Origin of the sequence: Corynebacterium sp. KPL2825 (assembly GCF_037908445.1) — a bacterium.
In the GTDB taxonomy this organism is placed as follows: domain Bacteria; phylum Actinomycetota; class Actinomycetes; order Mycobacteriales; family Mycobacteriaceae; genus Corynebacterium; species Corynebacterium kefirresidentii.
The window spans coordinates 12,887-28,338 of record NZ_JBBMGI010000003.1 but is presented as its reverse complement, the minus strand read 5'-3'; the positions used below and the strand labels follow the sequence as shown (position 1 = coordinate 28,338).

The window sequence follows — 15,452 nt, the reverse complement described above, 5'->3', positions numbered from 1 at the left end:
GCCTCAAAAGTGCGCTTTTTGCCAGTGTGTGGTTAGTCTTCCTCATTCCCGGACTGGGGAGCACTTTTGCCGCGCCGGGGATGACCCTTACTAATCAAACCGGGGCCCTTTCGTGCGCTCTAGTGTTCGGTCTTGTCTATTTCTTCGCTTTCGGCGCTGGAGGCTACTACCCCCGCGGATGGCGGGTAGAGCAGCGAATCGGGCTGTATTGGTTTGCACTTGCAGCCATCGCGGTATTGTCGACTGTCTTCTTCGGGAGCATTGCCGTCATTTTTGCGCCGTACTTGGCGGCATTGCTCGGCTTTAACCTTCCTTTGCGCCACAGCTTAGCGTTCACCCTTCTTACAGGGACTGTGGTGGCTGCTGCCACTTGGTACCTTACGCCCAAAAATATCGGCTGGGTCCTCATCGTCCTTTTCGCTTGGCCAATATTTTTAGTGCTGCTCGGCACCTTTTCCCAGCGTCAAGATAGTCGCGCAGAGCTAGAACGCCGATTGGAGCTGGCACGCCAGCGCGAGGATATTGCGACCGATGTTCACGATCTCTTGGGGCACTCTCTTACCGTGATTAATCTTAAGTCCGAGCTGGCGCGCCGGCTAATAGATACGGATCCACAGCGGGCAAGGCAGGAACTGCAAGAGGTAAGTGAGCTTTCTCGCCGAGGTCTGGCGGAAGTCCGCTCCACAGTGACTCGGATGCGTATGCCCACCTTTGAAGGCGAAATCCACGCCGCTCGGAGGGCGCTCGAAACCGCGGGTATTGCGCCCTATTTGCCTTCGGCTACCAAGGCCACTGGTCTTTATGACGCCGAATTTTCCTGGGCGCTGCGCGAATTGACCACCAACGTGGTCCGGCACTCCGGTGCCACCCATTGCTGGGTCCAAGTGACAGACCACCAACTGCAGGTAGCAGACGATGGCTGCGGATTCGGTGCAGAAGAAAGCCTGTTCCGTCCCCAAGGAGGGCTTAATGGTCTGCGCAAACGCGTGACAAAAGCTGGCGGGCAGCTGCTTTTTACGCGCCGCAATGACTGCACGCTCGCCTTGGTTACTATGGACGGAGACAACGACTTTCTTCCTCTTAGCACCGACGGAGGTGTAGGCGATGCCTGAAACCATTCGAGTTCTCATTGCTGAGGACCAATCATTGGTGCGAGGCGCGCTAGTTGCTCTCTTGGAAACAGAGCCAGACATTAGCGTTGTGGCACAGTGTGCAACGGGTGCGGAGATTGCGGGGCTCGTCGCCAAGCATAGCGTCGATGTTGCTCTGCTGGATATTGAAATGCCCGGCAAGAACGGGCTAGATGCCGCCGCTGAACTGCAAGGCACGGGCTGCCGCAGCCTCATAGTCACTACCTTCGGCCGCGGTGGCTACGTGAAACGGGCGCTGGAGACCGGAGTTTCCGGGTTCGTAGTCAAAGATACCCCGCCAGAAAAACTAGCCGAAGACATTCGGCGGGTGCACTCCGGGCTCAAGGTCATTGACCCAGCACTCGCCCAAGAGACCATTTTCATTCAGGAAAATCCACTGAACACACGCGAACAGGAAGTCGCAAAATTTGTCTTGAAAGGTAGCGGAACTCACCAGATCGCCCGCAAGGTACACCTGAGCAATGGCACGGTACGCAATATTGTATCTTCGCTCATCGCTAAAACCGCGGCTGAAAATCGCTTTGAGGCAGCGACCATTGCGCAAGCACAAGGTTGGCTTTAATAAAACGCGGCCCCAGTGCTGAAATCCCCCTGTTGCTTGTATATGCCTAATCGGGCCTTTTTAGCTCGAGCACATTGACCATGCCCTGAAGGATTATATCCATCACCTTAGAAGCCAGGTTGAAGTAGAAATTAGCCGAGTGATAGCGCAAGGCCCCTACGGTACTTAGCTGCGAGAGGCCGTGGATGGAAGCCCACAAAGCTGCAATCTGAGTAAAAAGAATCCACGGCGAACGTGGTCCATTAGACTCAGAAATGGCATCTCGCACCAAATTCATGATGAAGGTAAATGCCTTGCCCATATCAAATGGTTGCTCAGTTTCGCCGGTCTCGTCGAAAGAAACGGGGACGATTGAGCGGCTAGAGACCTCAATGAGGGCAACAAACCCAATGGGATCCTCAAGCGCATATTCCAAGTACCCAAAGCCGGTTGCCTTGATATAAGCAAGTCCGTGGGAGCCTTCAGGCAGAACCTGGTTTTGGCGCATGATTGCCAGCGTATTAGCTTCATCCAAGGATTCTTCCAAAGCACGCAACAGGTGAGAATCGCCGTCAAAGAGATGCTCGGCATCTGGCAGATCTACGCCCGCCCGTGCAGCTGCTGAGCCCAGATGCAGATTAGGAAGCCCATTGTAGACGATTTCTTCCGCCGCACCTCGGAAAATGGCTGCGCGCTTTTCCTCCGCCGTGCACTTTGGCATGTCCTTTGCAGCAGTAGTAAACGGGACCGGCGGTTCCCCAGAAAGCGCCTCTGGTTCGAAGGGGGCTATCTGCCCGTCGCGCAAGCAAATTTCCAAGCCGGAAAACAACGTCTCAAGACAAGCATTAAAGGTCTGCTTCTTCGCCGTCGGCGAAAGGTGTCGCATAATTCCAAACGTGGCCAAGTGGGTAATTCCCTGCAGCTCACACAAGAAAGAGAGCGACTGGATAACTACCAGCCGGTGCTTAAACTCGCCCCGTGCGGCAACTGCCGCATCCCGCATGTGCTCGAGTACCCAGCGGAAGATGGGAGGAAATGCGTCGAAGCTTTCCGCCTGCTCAATGCCGTCTTCAAAGTTGGGAAAGCTCGTCGCCGTCTGACAGTTATTATAAGCAGCGAAATAGGTCGGGTTTTCAATAGCTAAGTTAAAGTAAACCTTGGCTACTTCACGAAGTTTCTCAATAGCCGCAGCATCATCCGGCAACCTATCTAGTGCCTTAAACGCTGCCACACGGATTCTTTCATCCAGGAATCGGCTGGTTTGAATATATAGGTCGTGGTCGTCTTCAAAAAAGGACTTAGCTTCATCGACTGGCACATCGATTTGCTCCGCGACAGCACAAACCTGTAAAGCGTCGCGCCCACCCTTGGCCAGGATACGAGCACTCTGCTCCAGCAAGCGCTGCTTAGCGGAGCCCGCGTGGGAGACGGAGCCTTCAAGATTGTTCACACAAATAATCCTAGCGATTTCCTGCAAAAATTCAGCCCGGTTCGCCCATTTTATAGCTCAATTCACCCACAAAAAGGTGACATCACTGGGATAGACCTATTGCAGATCACTGCGTTCAAGCCCAATACAATTTTGGCCCCCACCCTGACGGGTTGGGGGCCAAAATAAAAACTAACTGTTCACCCGTCTAGCAGGTGAACGCTATTTACTCGTTGCCGAGCTTGCCATCAGCAGCGTCGCGAGCCTTGTCGATCTGGTCTGCCTTGTCCTCGCCCAGCTTGCCCTTAGCTGCGTCAGCAGCCTTGTCCAAGCCCTTATCGGTGAACTCTTCGCCCTTGTCGGAGTTCAGTGCATCCTTGGCCTTATCGAAGATACCCATGTGGTTATCCTTTCTTCTAGTTCTAGCTTTGTCTAATTATTGCCGTGTCCGGCAACACATCCCAACGTACCGATACTTCTAGCTCCATGCCACCAAATCGAGCGATTGAGTCACTAGACCAAATATTCTTTTCCGCTAAACCAAAAGCAATTCCGCTCTGTAACGGAGTTCTTCTCAGAATGACAAATGGAGGCCCCCCACAGCCTGACGACCATGTCAGGCCACTGGCTTAGCCGCACTCCAAAGCCCCATGCTATTAGGCAGCGGCAGCATTTTGGCTAATACCAAATGCCCAGATTCTTGCGAATGCTAGCGTTAGACGATATTGACGTTTCCTCCCCTGACAAAGGCTTTGCACCATGGCTACTGCTAACCCACCGCGCCCATCACACCCGGATACGGGCGGGGAATTTTTTGGCTTAGTTTGGCCAGGCAAAGACGCAGCCCGAGAAGCCGCACATACGCCCTTGGCGCGGAATTTCCCGCTCGATTCTGCTCTTAGTACACCGGGTGACTCCCTCAATAGGATTTTTGCCGCAGATAACCTTCCAGTCTTAAAAGAGCTAGCCGCCCGCCGGGAAGTCTTCGACGTCATATATATCGATCCCCCTTATAACACGGGCAAAGACTTCGTCTACCGCGATAACTATCGTTTACGTCGCCAGATGCGTTCAGGTAGCTATGCGGAATGGCACTCGGAATGGCTTTCGATGATGCTCCCCCGGTTAATTTTGGCTCGTGAAGTACTGTCCCCTGAGGGGTTCATCTTCGTCTCCATTGGTGAAGACGAGGTAGCCAATACCCGCAAGGTGCTCGATGAGGTGTTTGGCGAGGGATGCTTTGCCGGCCAATTGATTTGGAAGAAGGCCGGTACTGGCAAAAATGATGCAAAATACGCCGTGGTAGAGCACGAATACATCCTGTGTTACGCCCGAACTCCAGACAACCCCGGTTTCAATATCGATATCCAAGGTCATACCTCCACTAAATATAACCATGAGGATGACAAGGGAAAATACTCCTTGGTACGCCTAGATTCTAAAACCCTTGGGTACCTTCCTTCTCTAGATTTTCCTATTTCAGGGCCCGATGGAAAGGAGTATTGGCCAGACCAACCGGTGGGAAAGAAAAAGGTCGCTCGCTGGCGATGGAGCCTCGACAAGGTGGAACAGTTCTACGATGAGCTGGTTTTCCGTCGCGGGTTTGTCTACACCAAGAACTACCAGAAGGTAGGAGCACGCCCACGTTCGATCCTGGACGGCGAGCGCTTTGGAGTGACCCGCACCGGCCGACGCGATGCGGAAGAAGCAATGGGTATAGAGGGCATCTTCGATTTTCCAAAGCCGGTACGCCTGATTAAACACCTTCTGTCCATTGGTGGTGGCAAGGATGCTCGCGTCTTAGACTTCTTTGCTGGGTCCGGCACCACAGCGCAGGCGGTTATAGAGCTCAACGCCGAAGATGGGGGGTCCAGGACTTTCCATCTAGCGCAAATTCCGGAGCCTACCTCCCCGCGTAGCACGGCTCACCGCGCTGGTTTTTCTACCGTTGCAGATATTTGCATGGAAAGGGTGCGCAAGGTTCCAGGTGCTACCTTTCAGGTCTTTAAGCAGAGCTAGGTTTGTGCGGTACCGGCAGGACGACCAGGAATTCCGAAGAAATCTAAGACGCGATCGGTAGCGAAGAACCTACCTACCTCGTTATGCGCGTCCGCCGTGCCTCCAGGCCACACGTGCGAACCCCCGGCGATACGGATATGTTCGAGCGGTGCGGTACAACCACTCCACCTCATATCGAGCGCATTATTGACCAAGCGGGTGGTATCGACCTTGGTCGAACAACCATTGCGTTTGCGGTCCTGTTCCAGCACGGACTCCACGGAGTAGTACTTGGTCTTGTGGCGAGTGCCTCCGTAATAGCCCACCACAGGGTCTACGGTGCCGTGCATATCCAGCCGCCCGACGGGAGAGTGCGCACAGTTTTTCAGAATGTCTTCATAATAGGCAGCGGAAACGGTGGCAACGGATTTGAAGGTATCGGGCATCTGGCAGGCCAGATAGGCAGCGAATCCGCCGCCATTAGACATACCGGTGGCAAAAATTCGACCATCATCTACGCGGTAAGTAGCGCGGACCGCATCAATTATTTCCCGCACAAACTTCTTATCTTCCGTTGTCGAGGTCTTGGCATATGGAGCGGGGCTCCACGCCTTTTTCTTGCCTTCTGGGAAAATCATGATGGCATCTGCAGCATCAAGACGAGAATAACCACGGAGGTTTTCGGCAGACTGACCCCACCCGTGAAAGGCGAGGACGATAGGCCATTTTTTATCCCCAGAATAGTCTTTGGGCACACTGAGGATAAAGGAACGCCCGGAAGGCAGGTTGATCGTCCTAAAAGAGCCCGGCTCAGGGCCGTTCAAGGGTGCGGAGGTAGGGATTCCTAGGTTAACGGTGTTGGTGGTCTCTGCCGCGTGCGGGGACTCTGTTGATTCGCTAGAACACGAAGTGCCAGCAGCGGCAAGGAAACACACAGTTACCGCACCGAGCACGGCCCGAAGTGACCTCGCGTTCATCCTTGTCTTCCCTTCTGCCATGCGTCCCATAAGTGCTTATAACGGCCACCATAATCTAGCAGGTCGTGGTGACTTCCCTGTTCAACCACGCGGCCATTATCCATCACGATGATTCTATCCGCCCGTGCTGCTTGGTCGAGCCGATGCGCCACGACCAACGCCGAACGCCCACGGGTGACTTCGATGGCGGCCTTTTCGAGGGCTTCGGCTCCCACCGAACCCGCCTCCGCAGTGGCCTCATCCATAATGACGATTTTCGGGTCCAAAAGCAATATTCGTGCTAGCGCGAGTTGTTGGGACGCCACAGGATCTAATTGGACTCCCTGTGAGCCGATAACCGTATCTAGGCCCTCGTCTAGTTGCGCAAACCAGCGTGCGCCCACCCGGTCGAGTGCTTGAAGCATCTGTGCGTCGCTTGCCTGAGGGGCAGCCAAAGAAAGATCCTCGCGGAGGGTGCCTGAAAAAACGTGTACCTCTTGGGAGATCATGGCTAATCGCGCCACGCGCTCAGCGTCCGAAAGAAGTGCTACCTCTACCCCGTCGACCAAGACCTTTCCTTCCTCAGGAACCCGCAAGCCAGCCAAAAGTGCGGCCACGGTAGTCTTACCCGCGCCGGAGGCTCCGACTAAAGCCACCGTATGCCCGGCAGGAATATTGAGGCTGATGTCTCGTACAGCCCAGCCACCGTTGCCGTAGCTAAAACTCACATTTCGCATTTCGGCTTCTCCGTATGGGGCTGGAGCGCCGTAATCCGGCACCGCCCGCGGCGGGTCAACGACGACCCCGACTATGCGAGACAGCGAGGCGTAGCCGGATTGTACGGTGTCGATTACCCGCATCAATCCCATGAGTGGGCCCCGCAAACGGATGAGCAGAAGCATGGCTGAGGTTACGGCGCCAACCGTGAGTGCTCCCGTTTGCACCGCCCAAAAACTCACCCCAAGACCACAGCACAGCATGGTGAGCTCGATGCCAGTCATCCACAGCTGTAGAACCATCATGGTTTTACGTGCTGCGTAGCCATCCTTTACCACTTGCGCGGAGGCACGTTCGATGCCGGCATGCATCTGCCCTTCCAGTCCAAAGGCGCGCACGGTCTTTCGCCCTCGTATCGCCTCAAGAAGCCTGCGCGCGCTCAGCCATGGCCGCACGCTCGTCGGCATAGCGGCCAGGGGCTCGGTGCAGGTACCTGCAAGCGGCGACTACATATAGCGGCGTAACTGCAACTATTACCAGTATGTATTGCCAATTGAGGCTAAGCAGCGCCACCCCGGTGGTGGTGATGGCAAAAGCAGATTTGGCCAACACTGGTGCGGTCTCGGTGACCGCTGCCGAGAGCTCTGCTACATCATCGGTAGAGCGAGAGACCAAATCCCCGGTGCCCGCTTCCTCCACACGATGTGTGGGCAAGCGCAAAGCGGTAGACAGCATGTCTTCACGCAAAGCCGAAATCACCCGCTCTATAAGGCGGGAGAGAAGAAAGAACCCCGCTGCGGAGAGCACTGCGGAGACGACGGCTACCACTATCAACGAAAGGCCAATAGTAGAAATTGCGCTTTTGGTGATGACGGCATCAACAATCTTTCCCAGCAGGATCGGGATCGCTACATTGGCGCTTGCGCCCGCGGTGAGTAAGGCAAGGGCCACGGCAGCCTGCAGCCGCGAACCGGGGACGTCGGAAAGTTGCCGGCTAATTTCTTCGCGCACCTGGCGCCAAGAAGCCGTAGGAAACCGCATCATAGCCTCGATCCCATAGCAGTCCATGCCGGCGAAGCGGTATAAACGAGTGTTGGCTTTATACCGCGGTGGTGTGCTACCCGCTGCGCAATGACTTGCTCAGTCACCGAGTCCACGGCGGTAGTGGGATCGGCTAAAACAAGGACCGCAGGGTCCGCCGCAATTGCTCGTGCTAGCGCCACGCGCTGCTGTTGTCCCCCGGAAAGATTCCGGCCGCCCTCCCCCACCTCGCGATCTAAACCACCCGGGATATCTTCCCCCGCGGCCGTGTAAAGCGCCCGTTTGGCAACCGCGCTATCGGAAGAAATATTCTCCTGCACGGTTCCCTCAAAAAGCAGCGTATCGTGCGGAGCAACAAGGAAACGCTCCCGCGGCAGAAAAACTAGATCACCTGGGACAGGCTCGGCCACCACGCTCACTCCAGGGGCGAGGGCCGGAAGCTGCGGTTTCTTGCCTTCCACGCTGGGAGCGGCAAGGACGTCCGTAATGCGGGCAGCACTTGCCTGCGCGGCTGCCCAGCGCGAGGCAATATTTCGTCCCAACATCGTCATCGGCGTGATGACGAACTGCGTCAGACCAATAACCGTAATAAGCTCACCCACACTGATAGTGGAATGCATTGCCAGCGCACCTGCCCCAAGGCCCACCGCAATGACATACACCGAGCCCAAAATCTCCGTAGCAGCATTGAGGCGCGCTTGGGAGGCATTGGCGTCTACCGTTCGCTCATAGGCAGTGTCAGAGGCCTGGGCATAGCGCATACTCACCGTTGCTACCGCACCCAAGCCTTTGAGTATCCGAAGGCCGTGCACCAGATCGGTGGCCATTGCACTGGCTTTGGCCAACGCCGCCTGGCGGATTCCTGAGCGGGCGCGCAGTGGCTGTGCCGCGCGCACCGAGCCCGACACCACGAGCGGGCCGCCACACAAAATGGCAATGCCCAAGGGTAGATTGATGCGGCTGGTCATGATAGCCACATACACAATGGCGCTAATCTCTGCGACGGGGAATACCGTCATCATCACCGCATTCTGCACCCGCCTAGCGTCCGTGGAGGCAATAGCCAGCAACTCGCCGGCGCTGCGGGGCTTGCCCGCCATTCCACGCGGGTCTTGAATCCTATCCGTGATGGCCATGCGGACATCGTGGCCAATTACCAACATGGCTCGGGCATTCAGCCCGCGCCCGTACCAGGCGGCTAGGGCATTAAGACCGAATGCGGCTACTAATACCGCTAGCCATAGCCCCAGCCGGTGGATGGATCCCTGCTCCACGGCTTCATCGATGGCATGGCCCACTATCACTGGGGTGGTGGCGTTAAGCAGAAAGGACACAACCATGCATAGCGCTGCCGGCACAGTAAGAGCAGGGCGGGAAAAGACCGTCTTCAGCAGCCACCTGGGATCTGATGCTGCGGGAAGTGTCCTCATAGGCAGCCATTCTAATTCGCGGTAGGTTAGATGAGCTATGTCGACTCGCCGCCCAGATCCCCGTCACTTTCCTAGCTACCGCAAGGCCTCCACGAAGCAAGGCCCCGGTTTCCGCACTGCCGCGCAACGCACCGCCTCCGCCCAAGCCTTCCGCCGCGGCGCTAGCACGTACCACGATGTACGCCCTGGCTATCCGGACGAAGTCACTGCCCTTATCGCCCCTGCCCACACCGTAGCTGATATAGGTGCAGGTACCGGAAAGCTCACTGAGTCCCTTCCCAATGAGCGGGTTATAGCCTTGGAGCCTTCCGCCGATATGGCGGGAGTTCTCGCTTCCCGTCTACACCTGCCGGTCCTGCGTGCTACGGCCGAAAACACCGCGCTTGCCGACGCCTCCTTAGACGCAGCCTGCCTCGCCCAAACCTGGCACTGGGTTGATGTGGCAGCCGCCTGCGCAGAGCTTGACCGCGTCCTCGCGCCGGGCGGAAAAATCCTCTTGGTCTGGAATACGCTCGATGTCAATGCCGACCCATGGGTTTTGCGGCTTTCTCGCATTATGCACTCTGGCGATGTACATAAACCGGGTTTCTACCCGGACTATACGGCGCCGTGGTCTTTAGAGCGAGAACTCCGCCTGACCTGGGAGCACGAACTTACCCCGGAACAACTTCACCAGCTAATGCATACCCGGTCTTACTGGCTACGCAACGGCGAAGCCATCCATGAGCGCATGACCCACAACCTGGACTGGTACCTCTACGAGCACTTGGGATATACGCCCGGACAAAAACTGCACATCCCGTACCGCACGGATGCCTTTGTGCTGGTACGGGAGTCGGATTAAAGCAGGATCTGCGCTAGGAGCGAGCCCACGACGCAGGAAGTAAATACCGAGATGGCGCCGGGAATCAGGAAGGAGTGGTTGATGACGAACTTGCCAATGTGCGTCGTTCCCGTGCGGTCAAAGCCGATGCAGGCAAGGTCCGAGGGGTAGGTGGGCAAGATGAAGTAGCCGTAGGCCGCGCCGTAGAAACCGACGATGATGGCAGGGTCGATGCCCAGCTGCAGGCCAATCGGAGCAATTGCAACCAAGGCCGCGGCCTGCGAGTTCACCAGCTTAGACACGATGACCAGCACCACGGCGTAGGCCCATGGGGCGGCCTCCACTACGGAGCCCAGGTTGGATTCCAAAGCGTCGATATGGGCTTCGAAGAAGGTATCCGCCATCCAGGCCACACCGAACACGGAGAATACTGCGGTCATGCCGGCTTTAAACACCGGGGTGGAAGCGATCTTTTTTGGGTCTGCCTTGCAGCTGAGCAAGATAATTGCGCCGGCTACCAGCATGACCATTTGGATAACCAGGTTCATAGACAGCGGGCTTAGCTCGCCATCATCTCCCGGAACAAGCGGGCGAAGGAATTCAAAGGCACCGAGGGCGACAACGCTGGCGATAGCGACGAGGAAGATAACTACCGCACGCTTTGCTTCCGGCGAAAATTCCTCATCCATAAGCGACCCAGTGGATTGGTTGATGCTTTCGGCAAACTCCGGATCCTTCATTCGCTCCTGGAATGCCGGATCCTCGTCCAAGTCCTTGCCGCGGCGCATCGACCACAGTGCGGCAAGAATGACGCCAGAAAGTGACGCTGGAAGAGCCACCATCAGGATCTGCGGGATGGAATAGGCGTGGTCGATAGCGCCGGCATTTTCCGCGATGATAGACGCCAAGGACACGGTGGCCACAGACACTGGAGAGGCCGTAATACCCATCTGCGCCGACGTCGAGGCGACAGCCATCGGGCGTTCTGGGCGGATGCCCTTTTTCAGCGCAATGTCCTCAATAATCGGAAACATCGTGTACACCACGTGGCCCGTACCGCATAGGACCGTCAAGAACCAGGTAGTAAGCGGCGCGAGGATGGTGATGCGCTCTGGGTGGGCGCGAAGGAACTTTTCGGCAAATTGCATCATCACTTCCAACCCGCGGGCCTGTTGCAAGGTAGCCGCGCAACCAATGACTGCGATGATGGTCAGCATCACTGACACCGGAGGCTCGCCCGGGGCGAGGCCGAAAACAAAGACCATGAGCATCAGACCGATGCCGGAGATTAGTCCCAGCCCGATGCCACCATAGCGAGTGCCCAAGAGCAGGGCGCTAAGGATAATGATGATCTGGAGCACGATGGCCAGAATTGAATCTGGTGCGATTACGCTGGCTAACATACAAAGCCTTCCATCACGAGAGGATCTATAACTGGTTATATCCTATCGATCCCCACATGAACGGACATAAACGGACAGGCGAGCTAATTCTCACACCGTTTTCAGTGCAAAAATCGCTCGCCTGAATGCTATAATCCCAGCGTAACGGGCATACTGCTAGCGCTTCTTGCCGCGCCTCTCCCGCACTCGCACTGCGATGCGGATGGGCGTTCCATGAAAGCCAAAACGCTCACGGAACTTGCGCTCGAGGTAGCGTCGATAGGCCGCATCCAAAAATCCTGTCGTGAACAAGACAATCGTCGGCGGCTGCGTGGATGCCTGCGTGGCGAACAAAACGCGCGGCAGGCGGTTATTTTTCATCGGCGGAGGATTAGCTGCGATGGCCTCACGCAACCAGTTATTCAACTGACCCGTAGACACGCGCTGGTCCCAGCTTTCCAGCGCCTCGATCATGGCAGGTTCCAGCTTCTGCAGGGCGCGGCCCGTTTCGGCGGAAATATTCACACGCGTAACCCACGGTAGGTGGCTCAGCTGCTGATCGATCTCGCGGTTAAGGTAGTAGCGGCGGTCCTCATCCATGAGGTCCCACTTATTGAATGCGATAACGAGGGCTTTGCCTGCCTCTAGCACCATATTAAGCACGCGCTGATCCTGCTCAGAAATCTCCTCAGAGGCGTCGATAAGCATAATGCAGACCTCGGCAGCATCGATAACGCCGCGCGTACGCAAGGAGGCATAGTACTCATGTCCCTGCGCGGTTTTGACCTTCTTGCGCAGGCCGGCAGTATCAATGAACTTCCACAGCTGCTCATCCAGCTGTACCAAAGAGTCCACCGGATCCACGGTGGTGCCCGCGACATTATCCACCACGGAGCGCTCTTCACTGGTCAGCTTATTGAGCAGGGAGGATTTACCCACATTAGGCTTGCCCACCAAAGCGACGCGGCGCGGACCAGAAGTAATCGCGGTCTGCCGCGGCTCTTCCGGAAATACCCGCAAAATCTCATCGAGCACATCCGCGCCGCCGCGGCCGTGCTGAGCAGATACCGGCCACGGATCGCCCAGGCCCAGCGCATAAAACTCGGCCATATCCGCATACTGATTATCGGAATCAAACTTATTCGATACCAGAATCACCGGCACGGGAGATTTTTGCAGGCGGCGGGCCATGACCTCATCCGTCGCAGTAATTCCCACCTTAGTGTCTACCACCATGACGATGACGTCAGCGGTTTCCATCGCCACCTCTGCCTGGCGAGCGATTGCGCCATGGATGCCCTTGACGTTCGGATCCCAACCGCCGGTATCTTGTACCAAAAAGCGCTGCCCATTCCAGTCCGCTACATAGGAGATTCGGTCACGGGTAACGCCCGGGTGGTCTTCTACCACTGCTTCGCGACGGCCAAGGAAACGATTGACCAAAGAAGACTTGCCCACATTAGGGCGACCCACGATGGCTACCGTGCACAGAGCTTCTTCGGTGTGATCATCGGACTCAACACCAAAAGCACGGGAGAGTTCCTCCCATTCCTCTTCGCTTAGCGGCTCTTCCCCTTCTGTTTCTTCACCAAAATCGGCCTCGCCGAATTCCGAGTCATCGAACTCATAGTCAAACTCCTCGGCATTGAAGTCATCAGCGGCCCAACCAGGAGAGGCTTCTACCACCTCATCATCGAACTTTCCGGCCGGGTAATGGAACTGAGTCTCCGACTCTTCCTGGGGATCGTGCTTAGTCATTGACCGACTCCTTTACCACGTTAATCAAGGCCTGTATGACATCCTCAGGGCTCATATCCGAGGTATCAACTAAGGTTGCATCGTCTGCTGGGCGCAATGGCGAGGTTTTGCGTGAAGAATCTGCCGCATCGCGGCGCTGCACGTCTGCGAGTACCGTCTCGTAGTCTGAAGCGATTCCTGCCCTTTCGTTCTGCGCCTGACGTCGGCGGGCTCGGACTTCAGCAGAGGCGGTCATGAATGCTTTAGCAGGGGCATCAGCAAGCACAACGGTGCCAATATCGCGCCCTTCTACAATAGCCCGGTGTGCCTCGCGGGCTAGCTTGCGCTGCAGGGCTACCAGGTTTTCCCGAACTTCCGGAATGGCAGATACGGCGGAGACATTGCGAGTGACTTCGTCTTCCCGAATAACGCGCGCGACATCCTCGCCGCCGAGAAGAACCTCGGTGGAATCTGGATCATCGGAAACTTCCAATGGCAGATCGGCTGTAGCGGCAATCACCGCGGACGTATCCGCAGGGTCCACTCCCTTACGCAACACTGCAAGAGTTGCTACACGGTACATGGCACCAGTGTCGATGTACTTTGCATCGAGTTGTTTGGCTAGGGCGCGGCACGTGGTCGACTTACCAGTCCCAGAAGGGCCATCCACAGCTAAGATGAGGCCCTGATTCGGCATATTAGAAATCATTACATCTCCACCGCCTTATACAAACTAGTCAATTCGCTGGAATTGAGAGCACGTAGGCCGCCGGGCTTCATATCGCCCAACTGCACCGTATGAAGTTTGGTACGCACCAAACGCTGCACGGGGAAGCCCGCCTCTTTCAACATGCGGCGCACAATGTGCTTGCGCCCCTCGTGCAGCTCAAGACGAACCAAAGAATATCCCTGGTTGGTATCTACAACCTGCGCAAAATCTGCCTTTGCCAGGCCATCCTCCAACTCGATTCCTTCCTTGAGCTGTCGCACAAGCTTCCGATCGGCCTCACCCAAAACAGTGGCGAGGTAGGTCTTCGTCACCTCATACTTAGGGTGCATCAAACGGTTAGCCAACTCGCCGTCATTGGTGAGAATAAGCAGACCTTCGGTATCGGCGTCGAGGCGGCCTACGTGAAAAAGACGCTGGCCAGCAGCAACCTTTTCCGAAACCACGTCGCCTACGCACGGGCGGCCCAAGTCATCAGACATAGTGGACTGCATGCCGCGCGGCTTGTTGAGCACAAAATATTCGTGCTCCTCGTTGACATTAACGCGCACACCATCTACTCGGATGACGTCAACAGAGGGGTTTACCTTAACGCCCTGCTTGGAAATGATCTTGCCGTTGACCTCAACACGGCCGGCATCGATGAGGATTTCAGCGTGGCGACGAGAAGCAACGCCTGCCTTAGCGAGCACCTTTTGGAGACGTTCCCCCTTAGGCTTGTCTTCATCGACCAGCCAATCGGCGCCCAGTTCTCGGGCTACGGATTCTGCAGTAGCCTTCTGCTTTTTCTTTGACACATGCTGGTGACGGGCCGGCTTAGCATTAGAGACAATGATGTCACTGTCTCGCTGCTTCTTATCCGGTGTGCCGTCACGGCGAGCGGGAGGAGTCACGTACGTGTCCTTTTCTCTCGAAGATATGAAATTACCTGGGCAATCTTACCCCACGCTAGTACTCCTCGTCGATCGCCTCCACGTCAGGCAATAGCGGCGCCAAGTCCGGCAAGCGCTCCAAAGAATCAATCCCTAATAACTCGAGGAACAATTCCGTCGTCTCATAGCGGTGCGCGGCACCTTCAAAATCATCCTGCGGCAGCTCCCGCACCAATCCGCGCAGGCCTAGGGTCCGCATAACACCATCGACATTGACGCCGCGAACAGCGGCAACCTGCTGGCGGGTTACGGGCTGGCGGTAGGCTACCACCGCCAACGTCTCCAGGGCCGCACGCGAGAGCTTTGTCTGGGCGCCATCCAATAGGAATTCTTCTACCGCGCCTGCGTTTTCGGAACGCGTATAAAAGCGCCACCCCTCTTGGGTCTCGCGCAACTCGATACCAGAACCACGATCATTCAGCTCGCGCTGGACAGCGCGCAGGCAATCACTGACGACGTCCCTTTCCGCCCCCAAAGCACGCGCCAAGGACTCCACCGAAGCTGGGGAATCGAGCACGAGCAAGATTGACTCAAGGCGGGAACGAAGCTGCGAGATGAGGGGAAGGTCCATAGAAGCCAAGCTTACTG

At 56.3% G+C, this 15,452-nt stretch carries 13 protein-coding genes and 1 pseudogene; 4 read left to right on the top strand and 10 right to left on the bottom strand.

Annotated features, from left to right (window positions below; all coding sequences use genetic code 11):
* The first annotated feature begins 122 nt into the window (after nt 1-122).
* Both WMQ00_RS03050 and WMQ00_RS03045 read left to right on the top strand, forming a co-directional pair.
* The gene (locus WMQ00_RS03050; RefSeq protein ID WP_234288095.1) at nt 123-1,112 is read left to right on the top strand and encodes a sensor histidine kinase; all 990 of its coding nucleotides are present in this window, start codon (nt 123-125) and stop codon (nt 1,110-1,112) included.
* The gene (locus WMQ00_RS03045; RefSeq protein ID WP_340440659.1) at nt 1,105-1,713 is read left to right on the top strand and encodes a response regulator transcription factor; all 609 of its coding nucleotides are present in this window, start codon (nt 1,105-1,107) and stop codon (nt 1,711-1,713) included. The genes WMQ00_RS03050 and WMQ00_RS03045 overlap by 8 nt, the downstream gene beginning before the upstream one ends.
* Before the next feature lie 46 nt (nt 1,714-1,759).
* Here WMQ00_RS03045 and WMQ00_RS03040 read toward each other — a convergent pair whose 3' ends face one another.
* Both WMQ00_RS03040 and WMQ00_RS03035 read right to left on the bottom strand, forming a co-directional pair.
* Entirely contained in the window at nt 1,760-3,142 is a 1,383-nt protein-coding gene (locus WMQ00_RS03040) for a hypothetical protein (RefSeq protein ID WP_259824500.1), read from the bottom strand.
* 205 nt (nt 3,143-3,347) lie between these two features.
* The gene (locus WMQ00_RS03035) at nt 3,348-3,521 is read right to left on the bottom strand and encodes an antitoxin (protein WP_023021594.1); all 174 of its coding nucleotides are present in this window, start codon (nt 3,519-3,521) and stop codon (nt 3,348-3,350) included.
* Nucleotides 3,522-3,880: 359 nt separating this feature from the next.
* On the opposite strand from WMQ00_RS03035, the gene WMQ00_RS03030 reads away from it, so the two are divergent.
* Complete coding sequence (locus WMQ00_RS03030) at nt 3,881-5,140, top strand: site-specific DNA-methyltransferase (protein ID WP_316328671.1); 1,260 nt, start codon at nt 3,881-3,883, stop codon at nt 5,138-5,140.
* Here the strand turns inward: WMQ00_RS03030 and WMQ00_RS03025 are convergent.
* From WMQ00_RS03025 to WMQ00_RS03015, 3 genes and pseudogenes are all read right to left on the bottom strand, one after another.
* Complete coding sequence (locus WMQ00_RS03025) at nt 5,137-6,096, bottom strand: alpha/beta hydrolase family esterase (protein ID WP_200287532.1); 960 nt, start codon at nt 6,094-6,096, stop codon at nt 5,137-5,139. The genes WMQ00_RS03030 and WMQ00_RS03025 overlap by 4 nt on opposite strands.
* Nucleotides 6,093-7,833: pseudogene (locus WMQ00_RS03020) on the bottom strand (ABC transporter ATP-binding protein). The gene WMQ00_RS03025 and the pseudogene WMQ00_RS03020 overlap by 4 nt, the downstream one beginning before the upstream one ends.
* Nucleotides 7,833-9,263, bottom strand: a complete 1,431-nt coding sequence (locus WMQ00_RS03015; protein ID WP_259824497.1) for an ABC transporter transmembrane domain-containing protein — start codon at nt 9,261-9,263, stop codon at nt 7,833-7,835. The pseudogene WMQ00_RS03020 and the gene WMQ00_RS03015 overlap by 1 nt, the downstream one beginning before the upstream one ends.
* A gap of 37 nt (nt 9,264-9,300) precedes the next feature.
* Between WMQ00_RS03015 and WMQ00_RS03010 the strand changes: the two genes are divergently transcribed.
* Nucleotides 9,301-10,107: a class I SAM-dependent methyltransferase gene (locus WMQ00_RS03010; protein ID WP_023021599.1), complete on the top strand. Its 807-nt coding sequence runs from the start codon at nt 9,301-9,303 to the stop codon at nt 10,105-10,107.
* On the opposite strand, the gene WMQ00_RS03005 is transcribed toward WMQ00_RS03010, so the two are convergent.
* The 5 genes from WMQ00_RS03005 to scpB all read right to left on the bottom strand — a co-directional run bounded on the left by WMQ00_RS03005 (nt 10,104) and on the right by scpB (nt 15,435).
* Nucleotides 10,104-11,489: an anaerobic C4-dicarboxylate transporter gene (locus WMQ00_RS03005; protein ID WP_316328673.1), complete on the bottom strand. Its 1,386-nt coding sequence runs from the start codon at nt 11,487-11,489 to the stop codon at nt 10,104-10,106. The genes WMQ00_RS03010 and WMQ00_RS03005 overlap by 4 nt on opposite strands.
* Nucleotides 11,490-11,645: 156 nt before the next feature.
* Nucleotides 11,646-13,226: a ribosome biogenesis GTPase Der gene (gene der, locus WMQ00_RS03000; protein WP_200287536.1), complete on the bottom strand. Its 1,581-nt coding sequence runs from the start codon at nt 13,224-13,226 to the stop codon at nt 11,646-11,648.
* Nucleotides 13,219-13,914, bottom strand: a complete 696-nt coding sequence (cmk, locus tag WMQ00_RS02995) for a (d)CMP kinase (protein ID WP_200287537.1) — start codon at nt 13,912-13,914, stop codon at nt 13,219-13,221. Before cmk ends, der begins: the two co-directional genes overlap by 8 nt.
* Nucleotides 13,914-14,825 carry a pseudouridine synthase gene (locus WMQ00_RS02990; RefSeq protein WP_005329503.1) on the bottom strand — a complete coding sequence of 304 codons (912 nt, stop codon included), beginning with the start codon at nt 14,823-14,825 and terminating at the stop codon, nt 13,914-13,916. The genes cmk and WMQ00_RS02990 overlap by 1 nt, the downstream gene beginning before the upstream one ends.
* A 55-nt stretch (nt 14,826-14,880) precedes the next feature.
* Nucleotides 14,881-15,435: an SMC-Scp complex subunit ScpB gene (gene scpB, locus WMQ00_RS02985; RefSeq protein WP_023021604.1), complete on the bottom strand. Its 555-nt coding sequence runs from the start codon at nt 15,433-15,435 to the stop codon at nt 14,881-14,883.
* Between the last annotated feature and the right edge of the window lie 17 nt (nt 15,436-15,452).